Annotated in this window: 19 protein-coding genes; 13 read left to right on the top strand and 6 right to left on the bottom strand. The window is 52.3% G+C overall.

The window, feature by feature from the left end; genetic code table 11:
• Positions 1 to 17: 17 nt before the first annotated feature.
• From tssC to tssG, 5 genes are read left to right on the top strand one after another with little or no spacing between them, the layout of a single operon-like run.
• Complete coding sequence (gene tssC, locus PMI41_RS23955; protein ID WP_008129247.1) at positions 18 to 1,460, top strand: type VI secretion system contractile sheath large subunit; 1,443 nt, start codon at positions 18 to 20, stop codon at positions 1,458 to 1,460.
• Positions 1,460 to 2,272: a type VI secretion system accessory protein TagJ gene (locus tag PMI41_RS23950; RefSeq protein ID WP_008129245.1), complete on the top strand. Its 813-nt coding sequence runs from the start codon at positions 1,460 to 1,462 to the stop codon at positions 2,270 to 2,272. The genes tssC and PMI41_RS23950 overlap by 1 nt, the downstream gene beginning before the upstream one ends.
• A 2-nt stretch (positions 2,273 to 2,274) precedes the next feature.
• On the top strand, positions 2,275 to 2,766 hold the full coding sequence (gene tssE, locus PMI41_RS23945; RefSeq protein ID WP_008129243.1) for a type VI secretion system baseplate subunit TssE: 492 nt from the start codon (positions 2,275 to 2,277) through the stop codon (positions 2,764 to 2,766).
• The gene (gene tssF / locus PMI41_RS23940; protein ID WP_008129241.1) at positions 2,759 to 4,561 is read left to right on the top strand and encodes a type VI secretion system baseplate subunit TssF; all 1,803 of its coding nucleotides are present in this window, start codon (positions 2,759 to 2,761) and stop codon (positions 4,559 to 4,561) included. The genes tssE and tssF overlap by 8 nt, the downstream gene beginning before the upstream one ends.
• Positions 4,558 to 5,562, top strand: a complete 1,005-nt coding sequence (gene tssG / locus PMI41_RS23935; RefSeq protein WP_008129240.1) for a type VI secretion system baseplate subunit TssG — start codon at positions 4,558 to 4,560, stop codon at positions 5,560 to 5,562. Before tssF ends, tssG begins: the two co-directional genes overlap by 4 nt.
• Here the strand turns inward: tssG and PMI41_RS23930 are convergent.
• Genes PMI41_RS23930 through PMI41_RS23920 form a run of 3 tightly spaced genes read right to left on the bottom strand, consistent with a single transcriptional unit; the run spans position 5,559 to position 8,616 of the window.
• On the bottom strand, positions 5,559 to 7,433 hold the full coding sequence (locus PMI41_RS23930; RefSeq protein ID WP_008129237.1) for a serine/threonine-protein kinase: 1,875 nt from the start codon (positions 7,431 to 7,433) through the stop codon (positions 5,559 to 5,561). The genes tssG and PMI41_RS23930 overlap by 4 nt on opposite strands.
• Positions 7,430 to 8,188, bottom strand: a complete 759-nt coding sequence (locus PMI41_RS23925; protein ID WP_008129235.1) for a protein phosphatase 2C domain-containing protein — start codon at positions 8,186 to 8,188, stop codon at positions 7,430 to 7,432. Before PMI41_RS23925 ends, PMI41_RS23930 begins: the two co-directional genes overlap by 4 nt.
• A 56-nt stretch (positions 8,189 to 8,244) precedes the next feature.
• Complete coding sequence (locus PMI41_RS23920) at positions 8,245 to 8,616, bottom strand: DUF1036 domain-containing protein (protein ID WP_052025976.1); 372 nt, start codon at positions 8,614 to 8,616, stop codon at positions 8,245 to 8,247.
• Between the two features lie 197 nt (positions 8,617 to 8,813).
• Between PMI41_RS23920 and tagH the strand changes: the two genes are divergently transcribed.
• On the top strand, positions 8,814 to 9,923 hold the full coding sequence (tagH, locus tag PMI41_RS24450; protein ID WP_008129231.1) for a type VI secretion system-associated FHA domain protein TagH: 1,110 nt from the start codon (positions 8,814 to 8,816) through the stop codon (positions 9,921 to 9,923).
• A gap of 3 nt (positions 9,924 to 9,926) precedes the next feature.
• On the opposite strand, the gene PMI41_RS24445 is transcribed toward tagH, so the two are convergent.
• Both PMI41_RS24445 and PMI41_RS24440 read right to left on the bottom strand, forming a co-directional pair.
• Positions 9,927 to 12,212 carry a peptidoglycan DD-metalloendopeptidase family protein gene (locus PMI41_RS24445; protein WP_008129229.1) on the bottom strand — a complete coding sequence of 762 codons (2,286 nt, stop codon included), beginning with the start codon at positions 12,210 to 12,212 and terminating at the stop codon, positions 9,927 to 9,929.
• Between the two features lie 55 nt (positions 12,213 to 12,267).
• Positions 12,268 to 13,677 (bottom strand): caspase family protein, encoded by a 1,410-nt coding sequence (locus PMI41_RS24440; protein WP_008129228.1) that lies wholly within the window; start codon positions 13,675 to 13,677, stop codon positions 12,268 to 12,270.
• Positions 13,678 to 13,886: 209 nt separating this feature from the next.
• On the opposite strand from PMI41_RS24440, the gene PMI41_RS23900 reads away from it, so the two are divergent.
• The 7 genes from PMI41_RS23900 to mazG all read left to right on the top strand — a co-directional run bounded on the left by PMI41_RS23900 (position 13,887) and on the right by mazG (position 24,526).
• Complete coding sequence (locus tag PMI41_RS23900; RefSeq protein ID WP_008129227.1) at positions 13,887 to 15,233, top strand: FHA domain-containing protein; 1,347 nt, start codon at positions 13,887 to 13,889, stop codon at positions 15,231 to 15,233.
• A gap of 113 nt (positions 15,234 to 15,346) precedes the next feature.
• A complete protein-coding gene (gene tssJ, locus PMI41_RS24435) occupies positions 15,347 to 15,865 on the top strand; it encodes a type VI secretion system lipoprotein TssJ (RefSeq protein ID WP_008129226.1) in 519 nt (172 codons plus the stop codon).
• Between the two features lie 17 nt (positions 15,866 to 15,882).
• Positions 15,883 to 17,220, top strand: a complete 1,338-nt coding sequence (gene tssK, locus PMI41_RS23890) for a type VI secretion system baseplate subunit TssK (protein WP_008129225.1) — start codon at positions 15,883 to 15,885, stop codon at positions 17,218 to 17,220.
• 4 nt (positions 17,221 to 17,224) lie between these two features.
• Complete coding sequence (gene tssL / locus PMI41_RS23885; RefSeq protein WP_008129224.1) at positions 17,225 to 18,601, top strand: type VI secretion system protein TssL, long form; 1,377 nt, start codon at positions 17,225 to 17,227, stop codon at positions 18,599 to 18,601.
• Entirely contained in the window at positions 18,598 to 22,176 is a 3,579-nt protein-coding gene (tssM, locus tag PMI41_RS23880; RefSeq protein WP_008129223.1) for a type VI secretion system membrane subunit TssM, read from the top strand. Before tssL ends, tssM begins: the two co-directional genes overlap by 4 nt.
• Positions 22,177 to 22,232: 56 nt before the next feature.
• A complete protein-coding gene (gene tagF / locus PMI41_RS23875; RefSeq protein ID WP_008129222.1) occupies positions 22,233 to 23,621 on the top strand; it encodes a type VI secretion system-associated protein TagF in 1,389 nt (462 codons plus the stop codon).
• Positions 23,622 to 23,704: 83 nt separating this feature from the next.
• The gene (gene mazG, locus PMI41_RS23870; RefSeq protein WP_040856737.1) at positions 23,705 to 24,526 is read left to right on the top strand and encodes a nucleoside triphosphate pyrophosphohydrolase; all 822 of its coding nucleotides are present in this window, start codon (positions 23,705 to 23,707) and stop codon (positions 24,524 to 24,526) included.
• On the opposite strand, the gene hflX is transcribed toward mazG, so the two are convergent.
• On the bottom strand, positions 24,523 to 25,896 hold the full coding sequence (gene hflX / locus PMI41_RS23865; RefSeq protein WP_244424002.1) for a GTPase HflX: 1,374 nt from the start codon (positions 25,894 to 25,896) through the stop codon (positions 24,523 to 24,525). The two genes, mazG and hflX, sit on opposite strands and share 4 nt — an antisense overlap.
• Between the last annotated feature and the right edge of the window lie 10 nt (positions 25,897 to 25,906).

Here is a 25,906-nt window from a genome sequence, read left to right as displayed (position 1 = left end):
TCAGGAGTGATGATTTCGTGGCGTCCGAGAGTCTTGCGGCTTCAAAACAATACGAGACACGTCAATCCTTCGTGGAGACTGAGAAGTCATCTCCACAAACAAATTCTGACATCCGCTATCAAATTGATTGCCTGATTGAAGCGATTGACGAAAGTCTCACAAAGCAAGTCAACCGGATCATTCATCACCCCGAATTTCAGCAGCTTGAAGCCATCTGGCGTAACCTTCTGCGCCTTGTCTGGATGCCTGTCAGCACCAGTCCGGTCCAAATCCGGATTTTCTCAGCCAAGTGGAAAGAGATAGCTCGGGATGTTGAGCGCGCTGCTGACTTTGATCAAAGCCGCTTGTTTGAGCTCATTTATTCCCAAGAGTTCGATATGCCGGGTGGTCAACCCTATGGCTTGCTCATTGGTGATTACTCGATTGCGGACGGTATCAATCCCGTTACCAAGACCAATGATCTTTCGATTATCGAAAGCGTGGCAAGCATTGCAGCGGCAGCTTTTTCACCCTTTATTTGCGCAGCACATCCTTCTCTCTTCGAAATGGAAAGCTATGCGGAGCTTGATCGAGTACCGGATCTGACATTTCTGCTGAAATCAAATCGCTCACCGCGATGGAACCGTCTGCGGCAAGCCGCCGATACACGATTTCTTGGGTTAGCTCTGCCACGCATCCTTGTCCGTAGCCCCTATAAAACAAACGATATCAGCCGCCGTGATGGCTTCCGCTTTCGTGAAGAAATAGATGCCCAAGGCGCTAACCTGCTTTGGGGCAACCCAGCCTTTGCCTTCGCCTTTGTTGTTTTACGCGAATATGCATCCTCGGGATGGTTTGCAGATTTGCGCGGGGTCCGAGAGGATGAGAAGAGCGGCGGCTTGGTGGACATGCTGCCACATCTGGCATTTTCGACTGATCGCCATGATTTTGCAGCACAACCACCTGTTGAACAGCGATTGAATCCGGCACAGGAACAAACGTTGAGTGAGGCTGGCTTCATGCCGCTTGCCACGGTTCCATACACGCCAAACCTTGTGTTCAACTCCAATCAGTCTGTTCACCGGACAGCCCGATATGATTCAGAAATTGCAAACCGCAATGCGCGTATCGCATCCATGTTGCAATATGTGCTGTGTGCCTGTCGTTTTGCGCACTATCTGAAAATGATCATGCGAGAAAATGTTGGCCAAATCGCAACTTCGAACAGCTTGCGCGATACGCTTGAAAAATGGCTGTCTACCTATTGCATCGGCAATGACGACGCCAACGCGACGATGAAGGCCCGCCATCCCTTGCGATCTGCTTCCGTGGAAGTTCGTGAAATACCCGGGCGTCCCGGTGTCTATGGTTGCGTCATGCGCCTGCAGCCACATTTTCAGCTGGATGACGTTACTGCGAGTTTCCAGCTGCTCGCCGACATGAACAGCAAGTCCGAACAGTCCAGCAGAGGTAAAGTATAATGACGGGTCAAACAAACAGCGTTTCGTCGCTTATTGATGCAGGCGATCTCCATGGAGCCGTTGATGCTGGACTTGCCGCAGTCAAACAGAGTCCGACCGACGCCCTTGCCCGCCGACTGCTGATTGATCTGCTGATCGTCAGTGGTGATTTCGAGCGTGCCGACAAGCAAGCAGCAATCCTGTCCAATACCGTGCCGGATCTGGCGCTCGGCCTGACAATGCTTCGTGGTCGCTTGCGCGCTGCGGATGCTCGCGCTGCATGGTTTGAAACAGGAGCAGTTCCAGCCTTTCCCGAGGGGCCCAGCGAACGTGATCAGCTTGCGATGAAAAATGCACTTGTACTTGATCGGAAAACGAGCGGAACGAACGGCGAAGCCCCAGAGGCATTCCCCGAAAATATTTTCGAAGGCTCTGTCAAAATTGATGGCCGCACAGTGACAGCGTTTCGCGATCTTGATGATCGCATTCCACATGCCATTGAAATCTATCACACCAACGGTACCTATATGTGGGTAGATTTTAATCGGATTGGACGCCTGGATTTTCATCCGGTTCAAAGTGTTCGCGATCTTACCTGGCGCAACGCGCTGCTCACGCTTCGCGATGAATCCCAGTCGGAAATTGTGATGCCGGCGACCTATTTTTCCCGGGACGCAGCAGATTCAATGAAACTTGGCCGTGAAACCGATTGGGTTGAAGCGGGCGGCGGACTTTATGCAGGCAAGGGACAAAAATGTCTGCTCGCAGACGATGATGTGCTCGGAATACTCGACATCAGCTCCATAGAATTCATTCCGGCAGCGGCTGGTTAAACATGGCGGTAAGCAGCAGGATATCGTTTGAATCGGTCCTTGATCGTCTGATTGATCATGATCCGGATATGACTGTTGATCAGCCCACGACGCCTCGACAAAAGATTAACAACATCCGTGAAAGTGTTCGCAAGGACATAGAGGCGCTGCTCAATGCGCAGCAATGGCCCCATTCTATTGAAAAAGAGTTTGAAGAACTGCACACCAGCCTTTTGAGGTTTGGTACTGCCGGTTTTCACGGCTTGATGCTGGCAACGACGGAGCAACGCTTGCGACTTGCGGAGGCAATAAGGCAGGTGATTGTGGCATTCGACCCTCGCCTTTCTCAGGTGCAGGTTGGACTTGGTAAAAATCGCAATGATCAGGATCGGGTGCTGGATCTGCGTATTGAAGCGGAAATGCTGTTTCCTGATGGTATAGAGCCAATCATTTTCGATACATCATTAGACCCGACAACCCGGCATTTCATGATCGGCGGCACACATCATGGCTAATCGATTTCTTGCTTGGTACAACCGGGAGCTTGGCGCGTTGCGCAAGCGCGCTTCTGTTTTCGCGCATCAGCACCCCAAAGTTGCCGGTCGCTTGCGTTTGACACCGGAAGCTGTCGACGATCCTCATGTCGAGCGCCTTATCCAGGGATTTGCCTATAGTGCAGCACGCGTCCGGCAAAAACTCGATGATGACTTTCCCGAACTGACAGAAACATTGCTTGAATCGCTCTATCCGCACTATCTGGCGCAAATCCCCTCAATGTCTGTTCTCAAATTCAATCCATCGGAGCAGCAGGACGAAACAATTGAATTGCCGCGGAACACCGTCGTAGATTCGGAACCGGTGCGTGGCGATACATGCCGATTTACAACCACACAATCTCTGACGTTAAGTCCCATTGCTTTGACCGAGTGCAAACTGGCACAACCACCCTATGTGGCGCCTCCAGTGCCCGATCTTGCGCCGATGTCATGTCTGTCGTTGAGCGTCAAGACAACCGGCCCCATCACAGGCATCGCGGAACTAAATCTTGATAAACTGACATTCTTCATCAAGGCTCCCTTTGTAACAGGTGCGTCTCTATATGAGCTTCTTTTCAACCATACGTTGGGCATAGCAATTGGTCGACACAGGGAAGACAAAGCGGCACTTCGCCTTCCCCCAAATGCCCTGAAACCTTTGGGCTTTGAGCATGACAGGCGCATGCTGCCATATTCGAACAGGAGCTTTCCTGGATTTCGTCTACTCGCTGAGTTTTTTGCATTACCGGAAAAATTCCTCTTCTTTGAATTGAGTGGTCTGAAGTCGTTTCTGGCCAGCGTAAAAGGCAATGAATTTCATATTTTCTTTTACCTGGACACCCCCGCCAACGCGCTTGCAAAAGCCGTTGATTTGACAAGTTTCGATCTGCACTGCGCACCGGTCATAAATCTGTTCGAACAGCGGGCGGAACCCATATCGGTGAACCATACGCAGAATGAATACGACCTGCTCCCGGACGCGCGCTACAATTCCACCCGTGAAATTTATGCGATTGAACGGGTCGATATTTCTGATCAGAAAGGAAATCGCAAAGAAGTGCCGCCGTTCTTTGGGCGGAAAAAACAGTCCAATGAAAAAAATGCTGATATGTTCTGGCAGTATAAGCGCGAGATCGACGACGACAGTAAATCATTCAAGGCCAAGATTCGCTTTGTCGATATGAACCTTGATCCTGCCGCGCCCGAAGATCATCTGGTCGCTTCCATTGATGCCTTATGCCTCAATCGCGGCTTGCCGGAGTTGTTGCCTTTCGGTGGCGGACAACCCTATTTTGGCGCACAGGCAAAGGTAGGAGAAATCGGCAAGATCGATTGCCTGCTACCGCCCACACATACGCATCGGTTTGAATCTGAAGGTGAATCCTACTGGAAACTCATCTCGCATCTTTCGTTGAACCATTTACCGTTGACCAGCGGTGATCCGGAAATACTCAAGAGCATGTTGCGGCTTTATGATTTCCGGCGGGCGCCCGAAATGCGCTCAATGATCGAAGCCATTGCATCAGTTACAAGTCGCAAGGCTACCGCACGTCTGAGTGACGGGACCATAGCAAGTGGCGTTGACGTCACAGTGGAATTTACCGATGCGTTGATGGACCGCGGACAAGCCTATCTTTTCGGCTCGGTACTATCCCACTTTTTCGGCCTCTATGCCTCAATCAACACGTTCTCCCGTCTGACCGTAAGACTTAGCGGGTTGGCTCTGCCCGTGGTGAGATTTCCGCCTCGTACCGCCGACGAGGTGCTGCTTTGAGTGATGCCTCCGAACACTCATTGATTGATCGGCTCGAGTCTGAGCCACATCTGTTCGATCCGGATGCAGCACAGTTGTTGCTTGAGCTTGCTGGTGAAAAAGCCAGTTCGATATCTCTAACGTCCAACGCCACACATAATCACGTGGCGACAGCACTTTCTCCGGCGGAGCGAAAGGGCGGAAAAGTCAACATTCTGGCCAATTACATCGGACTGGTTGGACCTGTCGCCGCATTACCTGCTGTTTATACGGATCGCGCGCTTGATGAAAAACGACTGCGTAGCTCAAGCTATTTTGATTTCCTTGAGATTTTTGCTGCAGAACTGCGAGAGTTATTCTTCGCGAGTTCACGAAAATATCGGCTATCAAGCCTTATCCAGCTTTTCGGCATCGGCCCGAAAAACAAAGTAACGCGCAGCATTTATGCCCTGCTTGGTTTGGCTTCTCCAAAGCTGGTCGATCAGCTGGTCATCCCGCCCGAGGTTCCACTCTATTTCTCGGGGTTTTTTGCCAATCAACGACGCACAGCAACTAATCTGAGGCTCATGCTTGCCGAGTTTCTTGGGTACCAAGTGACCGTGCACCAGTTTCAAAAGCGCTGGCTGTCCGTGGACACGTCGGAACAAACACAACTCAGCAGCGATGCAAAGGAAAATGCCTTACTCGGCGTAACCGCAATAGCTGGATCATCCTATGCGGACCGAAGGAGTGCGATCCGCATCTCGATTGGTCCACTTCGTTATGGCGAATATCTGTCATTGATGCCTGCCCAGAAAAAATTTGCCGAATTGACAGAATTGACGCGGCTCTATTGCGGCCCATCACTTTCGTTCGAAATACAATTGATCCTTGCAAAAGAAGATATTCCGGAAGCCCGTATGCACAGTGGATCGCCCGTTGGGCGACTTGGCTGGGACCTTTGGGTGCGCCAAGCCCCAGCTGCCAATGACAGCGTTGACGCAGTTTTTGACCCGGACAAAACAACCAAAGCTGCAAGCTAACCCTGTTGCCGGAGGTATTTTACCGTAACAATTGGCTTGTTTTGCTGGCGAATGGCTTCCAAATCTTTGAAAATGTCCTTGCCAGCTTTTATTTCCAGCGTTGCATCCGACTCCACAGCAATAAGCATATAGGGAATTGAGGCCTGCTTGGCTGGCGCTGCCAGCTTGACATTCAATGTAAAATTGCCATCAGCGCCGCTTTTTGTGTTCACGATATCGACCTCGCCGTCGTCGCGAACCAACAGGACATATAGCTGATTTTTTTCCACATCACTGATTGTCGCCGTCAGAGCATCCCCTGCCCCAAGCACCTCATTCTTCATCGCGATTTTCGGCCTACCGGAATTGGCATTCGCGCTGTTGAGGTAAGTGACCGCATCGCACTGAGCGGCAGAAACTTGGCGAACGTGAATCGTTGGCTCGTAGTTGAACGCACTGCGGAACGCCCTCTCCATTTCGTAAAATGGCTCTACCCGTGGCGCAAAGCCTTCAATATTGATTTTCTCAGGTGCGGTTTTGGTGCTATTGGCGAAAAAGCATGGACCACCGGAGAATTGCCGCACCCATTCAAGTTCGCCTAAAACTGCCGGTGGAGGGTCATTCGGTTTTGCTGGAGTTTGCTCCGGTTGCGCAGGTTCTGTTGATGGCGTGGCGGGTTGTTCGGGCTTCGGTGGCGCTTCAACCATAGGCCGATCTGCCGGTTTTTCCTGGCGATGAGCTTCTGCCGTTTTTGACGGTACCGGCGGTGCTGGCACCGGTGGAGCGGCACCCGGATCAGCATCAACCTTGAAATCTGACTTGCCAGCAGTGGGCTCCGGTGCGGGTGCTTTAGCAGTCAGATAGGATTGGATCAGGCTTTGGTTTTTATAGGCAAACCAACCGGCACCCGCGACGATTAGCACGAGAATAAGTGAACCAATCCATTTACCTGCCCCTCCCTGCGTTGGACTACTCTGACTGGACCCCGCTAACGGCGTACTGCCGGGCAAGTTGCCCGAACGGCGCAGTGTTGGCTCCCTACTGGCAGCGATCATTGGCCTGAGGGCATCAATAATCTCCTCTTTCTTCGGTCTGAGCGACGGGTTCGGCTGAAGCATTCGTTGGATTATAGCTCGAGCCGCCGGGTGTATCGTCGAAAGATCAGGGATCGACTGCCTCTTGCGTACAACATCCGCATGAGTACCGCTCATATCAATGGGCTTACCCCGCAAGGCTGCGGCAAAAACCAGCCCCAGACTATAAATATCACTGGGTTCATGCACCTCACCACCAAACAACCCAAGCTGTTCGGGGGAGACATAGTTGTACTTGCCGGCAAAGCTTCCGGCGAGCAGTGTTCTATCACCGCCAATTCCAAGACGGGCAATACCGAAATCGATCAACTTGGCGCCTTCGACATTACCGCCGGACAGGATAATGTTATCAAGCGAGATATCGCGATGAATGACACCGCGACCATGCGCAACTTTCAAACCTGATGCGATACGGCTGATCAATTTGGCAGCTTCTGCCAGGCTGAGAGGCCGTTCTTTTATCCGCTCATATAGCGACGGGCCTTCTACCAGTTCCATCGTCAAATAAGCTGTGCCAGTGGCACGATCAATTGAAAAGACATGGTAGCGGACAATCGCATCATGCCCGAGGGAATTAAGAATCGACGCTTCTTGTTTGAACAGTGAAATAACATGTTCGTCGCTGGCCAGATGCGGCAGGATCACTTTGATAGCAACTTCGTCCAGCGTCTGGATATTGTGGCCCTTATAGACCTCCGACATGCCACCGACAGCCAAGAGCACAGTGATCTCGTAAATATCGTTCAATCGCGTTCCGGGTTTGATACTGCCCGCACTTTTGCCGGTATCCTGGCTCATGACTGCTTGCTTCCGCGATATTCGACGATAACTACGGTGACATTATCCGTGCCTCCGCGCTGTAAAGCCGTTTCTATCAGCAATTGACACGCAGGTTCTGCTGGATGGGACAAAACAATCTCTTGTATATCCGGCGTCGACAAATGCGCCGTCAGACCATCACTGCATAAAACAAAAATATCCCCATCCCTTATCTCTCCGTCGATGGTTTCGAAATAAGGAACCTCTCGAACTCCAACCGCATGCAAGATCACGTTCTTGCGCTTGGAGCTTGCTGCTGTTGCAGCGTCCAATGTACCGTTATCGATCATCTGCTGAACCTCGGAGTGATCCTTGGTCAACTGGGTCATGCGATTTCCGCGATTAAGATAAAGCCGGCTGTCTCCCGCCCAGACGGCTGAGAACTGATCCTGTGCGATAAGCAGGCCGACCACCGTCGAGCCCATGACACCCAACCCATGTTCCCGGGCGAGATTGCGAATGTCCTCGTTCACTCCATGCATTTGCCCAAGGAAATCACCTACGAGATCTAAATGACTGGCAGGCTTTTCTATTTTACCGGCTGCCTGCACTATCATCGAGGCCGCAACATCGCCATGCGAATGCCCCCCCATCCCGTCAGCAACGAGCCAGATACCATTGGATGGCTTTGCCAAAAACCTGTCTTCATTTACCGGACGTACTCGCCCGGTATGCGTTGCGCCATGGGAATTGAACCACTCGCCTGAAATTGCCGGCTTGCCATCACTATACATTAAACGTGTCGGCTCCATTCACTCAAGAAAATCTGTTTAAGCATTTGATTTTCCTTTTATGATCCATCTTTTAAGAACAAGGTCCAATTGTCGGAAGATTGCGTATCAACTTCTGTAAACAGTCCTCGCAGATGGTTGCGCTGCCAGCAAGTATCCTTGCCGATGATCTGAAATTTTTTGGTATCAACACACAACGTCACGCTGCCCTTAAGAACAGGGCGCCCCTGCACATCAACGGCATGAACATAGATATAGCGGTTGGTAAGTTTCACCTTGATAACATCTGCACAACGATTGGCCGCAATCGCCCACCAGCCCTCCGTTCGCATTTCGCCTTCTATCTGTTCACCGATGGCAACATTGGCGATATCAGAGGTTTGGTTGCAAACGGTGAATGCTGCGAGGGCGGGCGCTACCGGCGCCAACATTGTATATGTAGCTGCCAAAGCAAACGTGACAGTGAGGTTTCGAAGTATCAAATGATGCAATCCCCGCTTCAAGCCTGCGAACTTTATCAAATATGACCAACCGCATTCACTATCTATCATCCAAATCCACTATAGTCTTGGTATTCAACACTTTATTTGGATAGATTATAGAAGAACAAGGCCAGACGGAGAAGCAGATGCGATTGGTGTTGAGACTGGAGAACCGTTCCTTGCACGGTGACGACGTCATACCGGAATATGTATCTGACCAGCGTAATTTCACGATCGGTCGTGCTGAAGAAGCAGATTGGACTTTGCCAGACAGAAGCCGCTTCGTTTCAACCACACATTGTAAAGTTGAATATGATGAGGACTCTTACTGGGCAGAAGACCTCTCGGCGAATGGTCTTTTGATCAATGACGAGGAGGTGCAGAAAAGTGCACGGCGCGTCCTTTCCGCTGGTGATCTCATTGAGATCGGCCCCTATCAATTGCGGGTTTTCTTTGAAAAGCCGGTAAAGGTGTCCCAACCTTCAGATTTTGAGCAAACCGTTGTCATGCCTCTCAACACCGAAGGTCCATTGCGCGAGATGGAGGATCGCACAATGTTCCTCGGAGTTGATCAACTCGCGACGATGCAAAACCACCAATCTGCACCAGCACTTCCCGAGAAGCCGCAACAGGTCGTTAAACCCCGACCAAGTGCCACCCCACAAACCGGGACCTCCCGGGAACGCTTCATAGAACATTTCGCCCGCGGCGCCGGTCTCGATCCTGAAGCGCTCGCTGGCCGTCAGGACGATGAGTTTGCCGAACAGCTTGGACAGATATTTCGCACGGTCGTACCGGGACTGACGCAATTGCTGACGGCACGAGCAGAAATGCGTTCTCTCATTCGCAGCACCCGGCAAACGGTGCTGAAGGCGAATAATAACAACCCTATGAAATTCATTCCGGAGCCGACCACTGCTCTGGCAGCGCTGTTTGGCGCAAACAAGCTTGAATATCTCGATGCGGGCAACAGCTTTACCGAGGCCATCGACGAGCTGAAACAGCACGAGCAGGCAGTATTTCAAGCGATGCAAACCGCTTTATTCCGCCTTTTGAACGAACTATCCCCCGATGCAATAGAAGCTTCGACACCCGGCTCCCTGCTTTCCGGTAAGGGAGCTTACTGGACCCGTTATGTCAAAGCGTGGAGCGAGCGTAACCTGCCACACGAAAATGGTATCCTCGATGTTTTTCTTCACTATTTCGGGGAAGCTTACGACGATAAGATTGGCCGCGAACCATCTGGCGAAAAATAATGATCAGCCAGGAACCTTGGAAAGAATATCGTCGATTGCAGAGCTGTACTGCCGGAATCGCGATGCTTTAATCCGCGCCTCGCGATAGACGGGAGATACCATCCCTCCTGCACTGCCCGACATTTTGCGGCTGGACCAATCGACAATCCATCCTGCCGTTTTGCCATAAAGAAATGGGTTGGCGGTAAATACAGACTGATCGAATAGCGAACTCAATTGCGTGTCAGGTGCTGCAGAAAGCACGGTAACAGCGCCGCCACCACCAAGGAAATGCGCCAGATAGAGGTTTCCGGCTGTGCCGGGTATTCCCGATGCCTTTAACGTTGCTTCGTTTTCATTGGCAAGGTTCATGACCATTTCGGTCGCAAGCGTCGGGTCAAACTTCAAGGCGAGCAATTCGCTTACGCTCATCTTGGAAACGAGATCGCCTCTGTATGAATTCATCATACGCAGCCACGTGCTGTTGATGAATTGGCCAAGGCCGCTGGCAGATGACAAAGGATTGGCAGCATTGGGATTACCGCCGCTTTCGACATGAATAATCCGCTGGACGAGTTTGGCTGCCTCTCCATCAAGTGCTACTTCGCTGTAACTGGAACCCAAAGGGTCTACCAAACTGCCGTTCGCGATCAGTTCGAAATGCAGATGAGGACCAGTACTCAGCCCTGTGGAACCAACAAAGCCGATAATTTGGCCAGCTTTCACCGCTTTTCCCACTGCGATATTGCCAGCGAACCCTTGCAGATGGGCGTAATGCGTTTCGCGGTTACCCGCATGTGTGATCTTGATGAAGTTGCCGAAATTACCGTTTGTGCCGGCAAAGGAAACGGTGCCATCAAATGACGCATAGACCGGTGTGCCGGCGGGTGCTGACCAGTCCACCCCCTCGTGAAACTTGACCGAGCCCAAAATGGGATGAACGCGCGGACCAAAGCCTGACCGGAAAACGCCCTTCACGGGCAGCACAAAGCCTTCCGCACCGCCCAGCCCTGAAGTCGTATCGCTTTCGGTCATGCACGAATAGTCACCACCACGCTCCGGTCGAAGCAGATAGCACTGCAAAGTCTCCCCGCTACGCTTGATGGAAACGTAAAGAACACGGCCACTTTCGCTCAATTCGTCGCGGGGCGTTTCCGAATAGAGCAGCGTGACTTTGTCTTGCGGAGAAATGAACTTGCCCAGATCGTACAAACGCGACATTCGCGTAATCGTCTCAGTGACCACATTGGCAGGAATATCGTTGCGTATCCCGGCACTATAAATGCCATCCATGATGCGGAAGTTTTGTTCGGAGGTTTCGGATTTGCCACCAGTCACCAGCTCCGTCCAGCTCTCATCCTTCCAGGGATCATCAATTCTCAGATAGGTGCCGTCATCGGCGCGTGCCACGCTGCCGATCAAACCTTCGGTTCCATAAAGTGAAAGTTGGACTGGAGCCGTCGTCAGGTTTTGCGGATCGACAACAGATGTTCGCCACACGGCAAGATAACCCGGGCGGAGCAGTTGAATGTTCAAAAGTCTTGCAACCGCTTCGGATACATGAGCATTTTCAGCAGGTGTTGTATGTCCATCGGTCAGAACGTCAGTGACGCTTCGCTCCGCAAGAACCTTGATGACATATTGCTGGTTTTGCGGCGGGCGCTGCTTTTCATCAATGATTTCAATATTATTGGAACTGCCCGGAGAAGTTTGACCGATCTGTTCAGTTTCTCTGGGCGATACAGCACCTTCCCAGCCAGCGTCTGTGGGAGCGGTATCACCCTGCATTGATCCCTCTTCCGGCTGGCTTACTGGTGTTGCAGAGGTTGGAGGTGCCTCCTGAGCCGATTGCATAAGCGCGAAATCTTGCGGGGTGGCAGGCAATGCCGTCATCAGACGCACAGAAGCTGATAGCATTGTATCCGAAACGTAAAAGATCGGTCCCTTTATTTCCGAGCCGCTGTCATTCTTCTGAAAGCGGATTTCACTTTTGCGCGGCCTTGGTTTTTCATTGTTGACCGTTTGCAGCAAGAGCGCATCACGCCTGTCATCCGTTGCCGCCAGCTCGAAATCACCCTCTTTATCCGAAGCGATGACTTCCCCTTCCGGAATGACCAGTGCCTGATCAGTCAAATCTTCGGATTCACCGAGAAACCGCGGAATGAAATGCACTGCCGATCCCACAGCAGCAATTGCGAAAGCAATTGATACAATGCGTGCCAAACGGCGGATTGCGCGTCGGCGCCCAGACAGTTTCTTTGCCTGTTTGAAATCCGGATTGATTGTGTGCAGCGAGCCTTCTTGCTTCATCAATCAGCGTCCAAAGGCAAGACGAGCAAGTCCAGCTTGCAAGCCACGATCCGCATTATCGATACACACCACCAATGCCGATATCACGCAGGCTTTTGCGCGCTGGCGCTGCACGGGATGGCACATCAACCTGTTGCGGCTGGGGCTGCGTTGAAGTTGTTACCGGACGCGGCGCTTTGGGTTTTGCCTGGACACGCGGGCCATTGCGTGCTGGCGCGACGGCCTGACGTGGCGGCACGGAGATACAAACGACAGATGGTTCGCGCCGTAACGTTTCATAGTGATACGTCGTTGGTGCAGTATCGGTAACCTTCAGGTTCCTGTTCGAATAGTACCGAGCGAGCGCTTCCCGGGAGCTTGCCCCCCAAACGCCATCCATATCTGAAGTATAGCAGCCGAGCCGCTGCAATTCCTGCTGCAGGCCCCAGACCAGATTTTCAGGGCCAAAAATCTCTGCGGGCGCCTCCGGCATATAGATCACAGGGGGAACCCCCTCATCCGGGCTTATCGCCGGGGGAAAAGCTGCAGCTCCGCCCTGTGGCGCAACGGTAAGGCGCCCGGCTGGCGGATCAATAATTGATCCAAGATCGGTCCGGCGCGTCAGACCTTGCCCTGCCACTGCCGGCTGACCAATCATTGCAACGCTGGTCTGTCCATCATTAGCGATCTCAGCCGGTGGTGAGAAATAGAACTGTCTCTTCAGCGATGATTGATCCCAAGGCAACTGTCGTCCAAGCGTGTTTGCCTCGACATCCGTCCTCACCTTGATCATCAGATTGGAAATGTCCTGACCCGGCGTATTGATATGATCGAGCAGGGCTTTGGTAAACGGGCTGTAGGAGCTAACCCCGTCATAACTGATATTTCCCGGCTGAGTAGCAAAAGCTATGAATACGTTTGCTCCGCCAGTTACCTGTGCAAGACCGGCATTGACCGATCCGCCGCCTGGCAAGGGATTATTGCGGCATGCATCCAGAAAAATCAGCGTCTGGCGGTCTGGCGATTGCACTTCGGCAATAATCTTGTCGAGACTGATCGTTTCTTCAACGATTTTTTCCCGATCATTAAGATGAGCATCGACTGGCACTAGATAATTGGTGCCATTCAACTGAAACCCATGCCCTGAGAAATAGACAAGGGACACATCTGCTGTTTTGGCTTGGGTTTTGAAGTCTTCAAAAATCCTGTCAAATTCAGCACGTGTGGTGTTGCTTGCCGGGAAAATATCAAAGCCCTGTGCCCGTAGCGCATCCGAAATGCCTTTGGCATCATTTGATGGATTTACGAGCTTTTCAACGTTCTGATAGTCGGCATTGCCGATGATGAGAGCAATACGCTTTTGAACTGGAAGCCCCAATATTTCAGCCTGTGCACTTTGCATTGCAAAGAACAGCACAACAAACAACCCACCCGTGCGAAGCACAAGCGAGGTCAGTCGGCTGATATGTTGCACATAAGGGGACACTCACTGTCTCTTCAACTTGTGGGCATCACCGGACAGTTCTCGCCCAGCATACTCCGGTTTTCATCCGATCTTCAGCAGATCACAGTGTATACACAAAAATAGCCTAGATATTGCTGCACTTGCAACTGCCTTATGGCGAAGACTAAGATATCCGAGTTATTTTTCCGTCGTAAGCAGTACAAATTTACTACCACATGCAGGAACTACCCATGCGAATCGAGATTCAAGCCACGAACAATCCAAACGACACTTCATTCAGTGGTTCCATGGTAGTTCAAAGCCAGCGTTTTACGATAGGCAGGGGTGAAGGCTGCGATTGGGTCATCAAGGATAGCCGCCGTGTCGTTTCAAAGCATCACTGCACTCTCGAGCAGCGTGATACGGGCTTATATCTCGTTGATAAGAGCACTAACGGCGTCAGCGTGGGCGGAATCGCCGTAGACCGCCAATATGGTCAACAGCTATTCGACGGAGACACTATCGAGATTGCGGATTACCGTTTCAGGCTGGTTATGCAAAAAGATTCGGCAATCCGCGCGCCTTCAATACAAAACAGTGCTGATCTGTTGGCTGGACCGAGCGTGACATCAATCCTTTCGGATATTGCGCCTGCAGGGGTTGGAGCCACCAGCCAGTTGCCTGGCGAAAGCCACGACGAATTGTTTGATCAACCCGCCAAGCCTGCGTCGCGCGAAGGGTTGGGGGTGTCGGACATCGGCTGGGACGGACCTCCAGAAACAGAAGTCGATATTATCAAGCCCTACCGGACCACCCGCCCCTCAGCGCTATCCGACAGAATCGAACAGACACCTGCAGCAAATTCCTTGTTTGAATTGCCGGTGGTCCGCCCTATTTTGCCGGATAATTGGGACAGTGATGACGAAGAGCCCCTCGTGCGGCAACAGCCAGTCCGGTACGAGCAAGCGCCTCCGGTACCGGAGACCATCAATCCCCTGCCAACGCCATCAAAAAGCGCATCCACAAGAACCGTATCCGTTCAGGAGGCAGCAGGATTGCTTCAGGCGTTTCTGGAGGGGGCAGGATTGGATACGACAATGCAGCCCAATCTCGATCCAGAACAATTTCTGCGTAAAGCTGGCACTGTCATGCGAGTCGCCTTGAGCGAACTCTATGAGATGCATGTGGGAAAGAATGCATCAGCGGCACGTCTTGAGCTGGAAGGTATTGCTGGCGACACGCCCTGGATATTCTCATTAGCAAGCCCGGAAGACAGTCAACGCATGCATCGCATTGTCGAGTTTATCAATGAGGCGGAGCCTGCCGACATCAAGCTGATCGAAAGGGATTTTCGATCCATCACCAACTACCAGACCGATTTGTCAGCAGCCACGCTGGACTTTATCGGAGAGGTCCAGCAGGCTATCGATCCATCTGTTCTTGCTAGCAGAACCAAGTCAAAAGCCATACCGGCACTTCGCAAAGCAGCCCTTTGGGACGAATTTCTTGCTTCTGCAACACTTTTCGAGGAACAACAGGGCGGCAAGCGCAAACCTGCACTAATGAAACTTCTGCGTAAATTCTTTTCCAAAACATAAATCTCACGAACTCAAGATTACGTTGACGTGAAGGTGTCTTATCTGCAAGTTACAACCAGATTAGTCACCTAGGTTGTGTCAAGTCCATAAAAGGATTGTATCGGGAGAATAGTATGCGTTTTGAAGCGCTTGAGTTATCTGAGTCTGGTCGCCGCAACACATCACCGAAACGCTCTTTTCTTGTAGCTTGTGCTGCTGCGGCAGTAACGTTTCTTTCTGCCTGCACATCAACTCCCGAGAACACCGGGCCAAAATATCAAGAACCCATCCCAGTTGTTGTATCGGCCAGCAGTTCAGCCAATCCATCGCCATCGGGCTCGGCTACTCCAACAGCTGTTGAAGTTTTTGTGCTCAAATCACCTGGGCGCTTTCAGTCTCTCGATTATTTCCAGTTGAAGGGCGGCAGTGCGCTTGGTGAAGACCTTGTAGAGCGCAAGACCATTTCCGTGCGTCCGGGCCAGACGGCTGATCTCGTTATCAATCCCGGGGTAGACGGTGCTTATGCTGGTGTCATCGCCGGGTTCCGAGATATCGATAACGCCCGCTGGCGCGCACTGACCCCTATTTCCGGGGCGGGAAAACTAAGCATTTCTGTCGGCAAACTGTCTGTCAGTGCGTCCGCCAGCAATTAAACGATCGGTGTTTATTGATGGAACATGACAATCGCGTCGTCTGGTCGGAAGGCATGTTCCTTCGGGTGCAGCACTTCCAGCAACAGGACCGCTGGACCGAGAGACTCATTAAAGCCGCAACACGCGAACTGATAAAGTTTCCGTGGGGCGTTTCGCGTCTTGCTATCAATGAACAGCTTTTAAGCAACGGCCTGTTTGCTCTTTCCAGTGCACGTGGCGTAATGCCGGATGGCACAGTCTTTGAAGCCCCCGGCCCTGTCGATCTACCTCCTGCACTGCGGTTGGAGGAAGGCACCAAGAACGTCATCGTCTATCTCTGCTTGCCGATGCAGCAAGCTGGTTTGGCAGAAGTAGGTGGTGATACGGCGCCGGGCCGTAGCATTCGCTATGCACGTCAAAAATATGAAGTGCAGGACACGAATGAAGGTAGTTCCATTTCGGCATTGCTGGATGTTGGCAGGCTTCGGCTGACCTTCCTTTTGTCAGATGAAGAGCTGGCGGGCTATGACCGTATCGCAATCGCACGCATCGTCGAAGTCCGTCAGGATCAATCGGTCGTGCTTGACGACACATTTATTGCGTCCGCAACGAATTGCGCGGCCCAGTTGCAACTGGAAAACATCGTCACGGAAATTCTGGGCATCATGTCTCATCGTGCGGAAGCGATTGCCGACCGAATGGGCGATCCTTCCATTCGCGGCACGGCAGAAGTATCCGATTTCCAGTTTCTGCAGGTGCTTAACCGGAATGAGGCTGCCTTCCGTCATCACCGTGAAAATCTTACGGCTCTGCACCCTGAAGCGCTTTATGTGCTTTGTGCACAGCTTGCCGGTGAGCTTTCGACCTTTACCAAAGAACGGCGCAGAGGCTCTGTTTTTCCCGGATACCGCCATGTTGATTTGCGCGGATCATTCGACCCGGTTCTGGCTGATTTGCGCGAGTCGCTCTCTTCGGTGCTCGAGCGCTCCGCAGTCGAGATACCGCTCGACGAGCGCAAGCATGGTGTACGTGTTGGCACGATCACCGATCGCAACCTTCTCGTAGGCAGCGGCTTTGTCCTGGCAATACGAAGCGATATGCCATCGGAAGCGCTTCGCAGCACTTTGCCTCGCCAGATAAAAGTTGGGCCTGTCGAGCGTATAGCCGAATTGGTCAATGTCGCTCTTCCGGGCATCGCGGTTCGTCCTCTGCCTGTGGCCCCGCGTCAACTGCCCTATCGTCCGGGAACGAGTTATTTCGAACTCGACCGGGACGGACCATTGTGGAAACAGCTCAGCAATTCCGGTGCCATAGCCCTGCATCTGGCCGGTGAGTTTCCGTCCATTGAATTTGAGCTTTGGGCTATAAAGTCATGACGCCATGAGTGATGACAAGTTCTGGCGCAGCGAACCGACGATCATAAAGCCCAAACCCGGGGGTGATCGAGGTCGCAATGCTCAATCCGGCACAGCGGACTCTGCCGAAACGACCACGCTGCAAGCTGCCTTGGCCGAAGGCGGTGTCGAAATGATTGATGGCACGCCGAAAGGCTTGCCATTTCTTGTGTCGGCGGCCCGTCCCCAACTCAATCTGCTCTATCATTTGCGAGGGCTGCCTGAGGGGCCTGATCCTGATCAGCTGCGTACCGCTGTCATTGATGAAATGCGTGCTTATGAACGCAAGGTCGCCAATGCCAATGTTGATGCACAACATGCGCGCGTCGCCCACTATGCATTATGTGCAACGATAGATGATGTGGTGCTGGCCACGCGTTGGGGCGGTGCCAGCAATTGGGCAACCAACAGTATTGTCTCCACCTTCCATCGCGACGTGCAGGGTGGCGAACGTTTTTTTGAATTGCTCGAACACTTTCACAAGGATCCGGGCCGCAATCGCGATATTCTGCTGCTGTTATATCTGTGCCTTTCACTTGGTTTCAAGGGCAAGTTGAGGGTGAGTGCTCGCGGTGCTCTTGAACTCTCGCAAATAAGGGACAGCCTCTACCGCACGCTCCAGGCCACAATGGGCGACGTCGAGCGGGAAGTTTCTCCGCATTGGCGCGGCATTAATGCACGCTTCCTAAAAGGCCGCTTCAAAAATCTCTATCCGGCCCTGCTCGGCTTTCTGGTATTGCTTTGTGCCTTCGGTTACATCGGAATTCTGCGGTTGCTCAACACTGATTCAGATGCGGTCATGGTAGCAATGGCAGCAGCGCCGCCCGAAGGCAATCCATCGATCAAGGTCGCTGAACCTGCGCCTCAACCCGTCGAACAAGTAGATCGGCTTCGTAATTTCCTGGCCTTTCTGCAACCGGAAGTGGATCGCGGACTGGTTACTACGCAGCGCAACGGCAACCGCGTTCTAGTGCGTTTTCGCAATACGGGCTTTTTCGCGTCTGCCAAAGCAGATGTTTCCCCGCAGTTCCAAGGCTTGATAGATCGTATAGGCAGGGCAATTGCGGATGAGCATTTTGCAGTGCAGGTCTTCGGTCATACAGATAATGATCCGATCAGAAATAATGCCCGGTTCCCTTCAAACTTTGACCTTTCACGGGCGCGAGCAGAAAACGTTGCAAAAATTCTCGGAGCCTACGTACCGGGAAATCAAATTGCTTTCGAAGGTAAGGGTGAGTCTGAACCGATCGACACCAACGATACTAAAGAGGGCAAAGAAGCGAACCGGCGAACGGAGATCGTCGTGATCGCCACTCCCCGCCCTGACAATGACACGGCAAACGGCGCGGGCACTCAAAAGTGAATATTCTCAATTGGCTCTATACAATCCGATCTTATCTTGAGGGCTATGCCGGTTTCCTCAAGGGTGGTCGTTTTTGGTCGCTGATCTGGGTTGTCGCCATTTCCGTGATGATCTGGTTCTACGGCGAAAGCATTGCCTTCGGCCAATGGCGTCCACTCGAGACAGAGTATAACCGTCTTGTTGCGATTGGAGTCGTGGTACTTGCTTGGCTGATTTATGTCATCGTATCAGCTGTCAGACGCCGACGCGCTGAATCTGCGATGATTGATGCCGTTGCAGAAGATGGCACTGATTCAGAAGCAGATGCGAGGGACGAGGTTGCGCTTTTACGGCAGCGCCTCAAGGATGCATTGCTCCGCCTAAAGTCCATCAGTAAAAAGCGATTTGGCTATGTCTATGACTTCCCTTGGTACCTGATTATTGGTTCTCCGGGATCCGGCAAGACAACTGCGCTGGTAAATTCGGGACTCTCGTTTCCTTTTGCCGATGAGATGGATGAACAGGCCATCCAGGGCGTTGGTGGCACCCGCGCCTGCGACTGGTGGTTTACTGACGAAGCCGTATTGATCGATACGGCCGGACGATACACCACACAGGACAGTGACGTTACCGTTGACAGCACCGCGTGGCAAAGCTTCCTCGGGCTGCTCAAACGTCACCGCCCGTTGAAGCCCATCAACGGCGTTATCGTGACTATCAGCATGGCTGATATGCTCACCCAAAGTGCTCAAGCCCGTTTCAAGGAAGTTCGTATAATCAAACAGCGCCTGCGTGACCTTGAAGATAATTTGAAGGTGCGGTTGCCTGTTTATCTCGTCTTTACAAAAGTCGACATGCTTGCTGGCTTTGGAGAATTCTTCGACAATTTCAACAAGTTTGACCGCGAACAGGTTCTAGGTGTTACTTTTCCCCTTGGTGTTAGCCAGTCCAAAGGCAAGATTGCTCAAGCTTTTTCCGGAGAAATCGATCTTCTGCTGGAAAGAATGCACCGCATATTGCTGGAACGCATGCAGCAGGAGCCCGATGATATCCGGCGTAGCAGTGTATTCCGCTTTCCAGCGCAATTTGCGTCCATCAAGAATGTCCTTGTGGAGCAAATCGGTGAGCTGACTGCAAGCTCAAAGCTCGTGGGCGCGCCATTACTGCGCGGTGTTTATTTCGTCTCCGCTACCCAGACCGGTGCGGTCTATGACAAGGTAGGTCGCTCAACTTCCGAGCGTTTCTCGTTCCTCCAAGAGCCCAATACAACCGGGACTGTCTCGCAAAAAGCATTCTTCCTGTCACGTCTGTTCAATGATGTGATTTTCGGTGAAGCCAATCTTGTTACCACCGATCTTAAGGTCCAGCGTCGCAAGCGTATCATGTCGGCGATATTCTATCTCGTGCCGCTGATTATCGCTGGTGGGCTATTTGCGGGTTGGGCGCACGCCTATTTTACCAACCAAAGCACCATGAGCGCGGTCAATGAGCGGATAGCATCTTATAACCGCGAAGCCATTTCCATCCCTGTCGAAGACATCACTACCGATGATCTCAATCGGATACTGTCGCCGCTCAATACATTGCGCGGCGCTCTTACTGAAGACATCGCCGACAAAAGCCGCTGGTATCATTTTGGCACTGATCAGGAAGAAAAACTTCGCGAAAGCATGCAGGCCACCTATGCGCGCGGGCTAAACGGCTTTCTTTTGCCACGCTTGCTTGTCCATCTCCAGAATCGGATGAATGATCCGAACATCAGCACAGGACAGCTATACGATACGCTTAAATTATATAGCATGCTTGGTGGCCTCGGGCCGCTTGATGAGGAGTTTGCGTTAAGGCAACTTCGGGCAACCTTCGAAACGTCCCTGCCCGGCGCCGGTCGCGCACAGGCTCGTGAAAACCTTCTTGCCCATAGCCGCGCAATGCTGTTGCGCCCACTGGCGGCAGTTACACTTGATGACAATCTGATCAAGAAGGCACAGGAAAAGCTGAGCGCCATTCCCCGTGCCCAACAGCTATACGAACTTCTTGTAGCTGGCTCGGATGCAATTGCATTGCAGGAATGGCGGCCCGTAGACAAGGCTGGTCCCGGCGCGGACGTGCTCTTCGCGCGTCAAAGCCGCACGGATCTGCGCCAAGGCATACCCGGCGTGTTTACGCGTGACGGTTACTTCAATTACTTCCTGCCGCGCCTTGCGGAAATGTCAGAACAATTTGCAAAAGAAAACTGGGTTATTGGCGAAGAACAGGGAAATGCCGAGACAGGCGATGATTTGAAAATCAATGTCTTGCGCATCTATTTCAACGCCAATCGCATGCAATGGGCCGCTCTTCTGAACGATCTCACCATCCGGCCCGCCCCTGACCTTATTCAGGCTGCCGAAATTGTTCGCATTCTCGCATCCAACGACAATCCTTTGCACACATTCGCAACAGCGGTTGCCGATGCGACAAATCTGGACCCGCAGCAATTTGCTGCCCCGGAAGCCCCTAAAGCCCAGACTCCCAAAGAGGGCGAGATTGATGAGGCACAACAGCGATTGGCTGAGGAGAAGGCAAAAGCGGAAGCTGCACGCGTTCAAGAACTGCAATTGCTGACCGATGGTTTTGAAACAACGGTGCTCGACCCTTACGCTGCGTTGCGCAAATCCTTGCAAGCGCCTGAAGGCCAAAAATCAGAATTTTCCGATCTCTCTCCGATACTTGAAGAACTGTCGCTGCAGCTAAGCCGCGCCGCGATCAATCCTGGAGATGTCAATACGATTTTCGGTGTAGAAAGCAAGCTGGTATCTGCAAATCAGATGCTGGTGACACAGGCGCAGCGTCTGCCTGAACCGGTGAGTATTTGGATTGGCCGCCTTGCAACAGATATTGCGCGATTGACAGCGAACGGTGCCCGTCAATCAATGTCTGCGATGTGGCAGAGCTCTGCCGCACGACTTTGTAAGTCCGGCATCGAAAACCGCTATCCGTTTAATCGAAAAGCAGTCAATGATGTCGCCATCAATGATTTCATTCGCATGTTCGGGCCATCCGGCGAATTCGCTACATTCTTTCAGCTTCACCTCAAGCCGTTCGTCGATGTATCGCAATCCCCGTGGCGTTTGACTGGCATGAATGGCGCCGAAGCTATTCCAAGCGATGCGCTTGTTCAGTTCGAAAATGCGCAGACGATACAATCAGCGTTCTTCTCAAAAGGTGGCAATGAGCTCAGCCTTGATCTCGACATCTCGCCGAATGATCTCGACAGCAATTCGACGAGTGTTTCACTCGATATCAACGGCAAGAACATCAGTTACGATCACGGCCCACCCCAGACGCAGTCCTTTCAATGGCCGGGTGAAGGCAATCGATCAGCAAGCATTGCTTTCAATCCACCAGGACCCAACTCACGCGTAACCAAGGACGGCCCTTGGGCCATGTTCCACCTTTTTGATCTGGCACAATTGAACGGATCGAGTGCTGATCAGTTTACTGCATCGTTCCGCATGGGTGGTCGCAGGGCGAGCTTCGATGTCAGGGTTGGATCAATACTCAATCCGTTTGCTTTGGAAGCACTGCGCAATTTCAAATGCCCCGAAGGGCTTTAACTTCAAGCCTCAAGGCAAGGATGACTTCCCGATCTTGAAAGTGAGGAATCGAATTCATGCACTCCCGAGATACGGTTTTGGCGGGATACTTTGGCAAAATTCCCACAAAGGGAGATTTTGTCAGTCGACGCCTTGACCGCAATGTTCGTGCACAGATCGATCAATGGCTGCAATCGGCCCTGAAAGCCGGTCAGGAAGAACTGGCTGGTGAATGGCTGGAATTGTATCTGAACGCACCGATATGGCGCTTCTATCTAGAGGCAGAGATATGCGGGCCCTATCCCGTGGTCGGGATGATGATCCCGAGTGTTGACAAGGCGGGCCGGTATTTTCCATTCCTCGTAGCAGCACAAATACCGGATTTTACGCTCTCAATCGCCTCAATCGAGCAAACCGACGAATGGCTGCAATCCCTGGAGAGTCTCGTTTTGAGCGTGCTTGACGATGATTTCGATCTCGATTTCTTTGATCATCGCTTGGCCAAAATTGCGTTCAACATCGGTAGTCCCGATCAGGATGGGGACAATACGGGCGTATTTGCTCCGCTTGCAGCTGCACTGACTGATAGAAGCGCTGGCCCGCGGTCCGTCTGGTGGACGTCAGGTTCTGATCGTCGCAAAGCCGGCATCTCTCTCTATAGCGGCTGGCCGACCGCTAATGCTTTTGCCACATTTTTTACCGACGGCTCTGCGCCTGCAAATTTCGATGACGCTTTTGAGCGCGCGCGGCAAAGCGGGCTTTCCCGTCACAATAATGGTATGTCTTCTGAATCAGCCAGAGCCGGGCAATTGTCTTTCGCCGCGCGCTCTCATCGCGGCACGTTGGCAGAGCAAAATATTGAAAGCTTTGTATTTCGACTGGACAAAGGTCTGGTCTCGCTTGCCGACGGTACGTTTGGTCTCAGCCGGAGTGCAACTATTTCGCGTTTTCTGCTGGCCTCCATTGATAGTGTTCCATTGCCGGATACTATCGATGATGCCTTGCAAGTGCTGCAGGACAGGTTGGAAGATGCCAAGCGCGCTCTGACTGAGCGACTTGATATCACTGTTGCCGGTCCTGCCCTGCAGGCAGGTGCACTCAGCTTCATCTTTCGTCAGAACAGCTTCGGACTGCTTGTGCAGGGAAATGTTCATTGCGTGCTTCTTCGAAACGACGAAGTGATCGAATTGACCGATACCAGCCTCAGCAAGCGTTCCGGCTCTACATTGCAATTACAGTTCAAAGCGACGTCTACCACTGTTACCGGCCAGCTTTTACCGGGAGACCGTTTTTTGCTGATGACAGCAAATGTTGCCCAGGATGTTCTGGAGCATGAAAACCCGGGTACACTGCGCGATCAAAGAGTTGAAGCGATTGTTGACAGGATTATTGACGATACATTGATAAATGGCGCGGCGGACAATCTTACAATAGTTGCCTTGTCGGTCGAACCACCTCTCCAATAGAACGTAGCGCTTGTTGTGGACAAGGCGCACGGTGCCACTGCATTGCCATGGTAGCCACCCGCAACCTCGCTTATGGTCATTTGATGGAACCATCGCGCGAAATAACTCGTCTTCTGGACATCATGGCAGCCCTGCGCACGCCCGTTACAGGCTGTGCGTGGGATATTGAGCAGAGTTTCAAATCGATAGCTCCATACACCCTAGAAGAGGCATTTGAGGTCATTGATGCTATCGAGCGCGATGACATTGATGACCTGCGCGAGGAACTGGGCGATCTCCTGCTTCAGGTGGTGTTTCATGCACGAATGGCTGAAGAAATGAAAGCGTTCGATTTCGGCGACGTGGTCCAGGCCATAACCCACAAAATGATACGTCGTCATCCGCATGTATTTGGCGACGAGAATGCACGTGGCGCAGGTATGGCCAAGGGCATGTGGGACAGGATAAAAGCCGAAGAAAAGGCTGAACGACGCGAACGCAGAGCAGCTTTGGCGCTCGATATAGCGGAGCCTAACGGTTTTCTTGATGATATCCCGCAGGGCTTCCCATCGCTGATGCGCGCCCTGAAACTACAGCAAAAGGCTGCAAAAGTAGGTTTCGACTGGTCGGAAGCCCTCCCCATTCTCGATAAGATTGAGGAAGAGATAGCGGAGTTAAGGCAAGAGATCGCCGCAGGTGACCAGCAGAAGACTGAAGAGGAATATGGCGACCTGTTGTTCGCAATGGTAAATCTTGGCCGGCATTTGAAACTGGAACCGGAAAGCGCATTGCGCGGAACCAACGAAAAGTTCCGCACCAGATTTCATTACATCGAGAAGAAGCTCTCCGAACGTGAGCAATCCCTTGAAGATGCCACACTTGATGAAATGGAAGCCCTCTGGAGCGAAGCAAAGATCAGGCGTTAATTCGCTCGTTTCTTGCCGAGCATTTTATCTTGCAGAATAGCATTTGAAGTCGCCGTCATATCCATCGTCAAGACTACGGAACCATCTTCCTGATCCTTGCGCTTAACATTGCTCGAATGTTGATAAATCCAGTCGATCAATCCCATTTGCTCAGGCTTCAAGGTCAACTTCACATGGGCAAGTTTTCCGGCGATGCGGTTTTCTATTTCGCTCAGAAGGAAATCGACGCCCTCTCCGGTGATTGCCGAGACAGGAACCGGGTGTTCATTGCCAGTAGCAGCAGCACTCAGTCGTTGCGCTGTCTCTCGGCCAGGCTCGTCCAGCAGATCGATTTTATTCCAGACCTCGATAATGCGTTTGGTGTCGCCCCGCTCAATACCAAGATCAGCCATGATGCCGTGAACATCTTCAGCCTGCGCCGCCGTATCCGGGTCAGAAATATCGCGTATGTGTAATATCAGATCCGCCTCGACAACCTCTTCCAGTGTCGCACGGAAGGCTGCTACGAGATGCGTCGGTAGATTTGAAATGAACCCCACCGTATCCGAAAGAATGACCATTTCGCCGTGTTCGAGACGAATACGTCGCAATGTCGGGTCAAGCGTGGCGAAAAGCATGTCCTCAGCAACCACGCCTGCTCCGGTCATGCGGTTGAACAGCGTGGATTTGCCAGCATTGGTGTATCCCACAAGAGCCACGATTGGATGCGGCACCTTACGGCGTTTGCTTCGATGCAACGCACGCGTGCGAACAACCGTTTCCAGTTCGCGTTTGATACGCAGGATTTTTTCCTGCAGCGCACGCCGGTCCGACTCAATCTGCGTTTCACCCGGTCCGCCAAGGAAACCGCCACCGCCGCGTTGCCGCTCAAGATGGGTCCAGCTGCGAACCAGTCGGCCCTTCTGGTATGTCAAATGTGCCAGCTCGACCTGAAGTGTACCTTCTTTTGTCTGGGCCCGGCGGCCGAATATCTCAAGAATGAGCCCGGTCCTATCAAGAACCTTGGCATTCCATGCTTTTTCAAGATTGCGCTGCTGCACGGGTGTCAGCGCGTGATCGACTATCACAAGCTCGGCATGGGTTTCTTCGATAATTTCGGCAATCATGTCGACCTTGCCCGAGCCTAGTAGTGTCGCTGGGCGCGGCGCTGAAACCTGCACAATATCCGAGTGCACAATGTCGAGATCAATGGCACGGGCCAAACCCTTGGCCTCTTCCAGACGCGCTTCTTCACTGCGCTGGAATTCGCGATAGTAAACAGGTGCTTTGGGATCGTCCTGTTTGCCGCCATCGGCAAAACGATGCGGCAGAACTGGAACTATGACAAGGGCGCGAGTCGCTTCGCGAGCGGTATCGCCATCCTCGGCAATTCCGCCCTTG

The sequence above is a fragment of the Phyllobacterium sp. YR531 genome, from assembly GCF_000282595.1.
GTDB lineage: Bacteria > Pseudomonadota > Alphaproteobacteria > Rhizobiales > Rhizobiaceae > Phyllobacterium.
This window is presented reverse-complemented; position numbering and strand designations above follow the sequence as displayed.

Bases quoted from the DNA above. Each gene is read 5' to 3' on its own strand.
- tssF (WP_008129241.1), top strand. From the start codon at position 2,759: ATGGCTAATCGATTTCTTGCTTGGTACAACCGGGAGCTTGGCGCGTTG.
- PMI41_RS23930 (WP_008129237.1), bottom strand. From the start codon at position 7,433: ATGAGCCAGGATACCGGCAAAAGTGCGGGCAGTATCAAACCCGGAACG.
- tssJ (WP_008129226.1), top strand. From the start codon at position 15,347: ATGCGTTTTGAAGCGCTTGAGTTATCTGAGTCTGGTCGCCGCAACACA.
- PMI41_RS23900 (WP_008129227.1), top strand. From the start codon at position 13,887: ATGCGAATCGAGATTCAAGCCACGAACAATCCAAACGACACTTCATTC.
- PMI41_RS24445 (WP_008129229.1), bottom strand. From the start codon at position 12,212: ATGAAGCAAGAAGGCTCGCTGCACACAATCAATCCGGATTTCAAACAG.
- tagF (WP_008129222.1), top strand. From the start codon at position 22,233: ATGCACTCCCGAGATACGGTTTTGGCGGGATACTTTGGCAAAATTCCC.
- tssK (WP_008129225.1), top strand. From the start codon at position 15,883: ATGGAACATGACAATCGCGTCGTCTGGTCGGAAGGCATGTTCCTTCGG.
- tssL (WP_008129224.1), top strand. From the start codon at position 17,225: ATGAGTGATGACAAGTTCTGGCGCAGCGAACCGACGATCATAAAGCCC.
- PMI41_RS23950 (WP_008129245.1), top strand. From the start codon at position 1,460: ATGACGGGTCAAACAAACAGCGTTTCGTCGCTTATTGATGCAGGCGAT.
- PMI41_RS23925 (WP_008129235.1), bottom strand. From the start codon at position 8,188: ATGTATAGTGATGGCAAGCCGGCAATTTCAGGCGAGTGGTTCAATTCC.
- tagH (WP_008129231.1), top strand. From the start codon at position 8,814: ATGCGATTGGTGTTGAGACTGGAGAACCGTTCCTTGCACGGTGACGAC.
- mazG (WP_040856737.1), top strand. From the start codon at position 23,705: ATGGAACCATCGCGCGAAATAACTCGTCTTCTGGACATCATGGCAGCC.
- tssE (WP_008129243.1), top strand. From the start codon at position 2,275: ATGGCGGTAAGCAGCAGGATATCGTTTGAATCGGTCCTTGATCGTCTG.
- PMI41_RS23920 (WP_052025976.1), bottom strand. From the start codon at position 8,616: ATGTTGGCGCCGGTAGCGCCCGCCCTCGCAGCATTCACCGTTTGCAAC.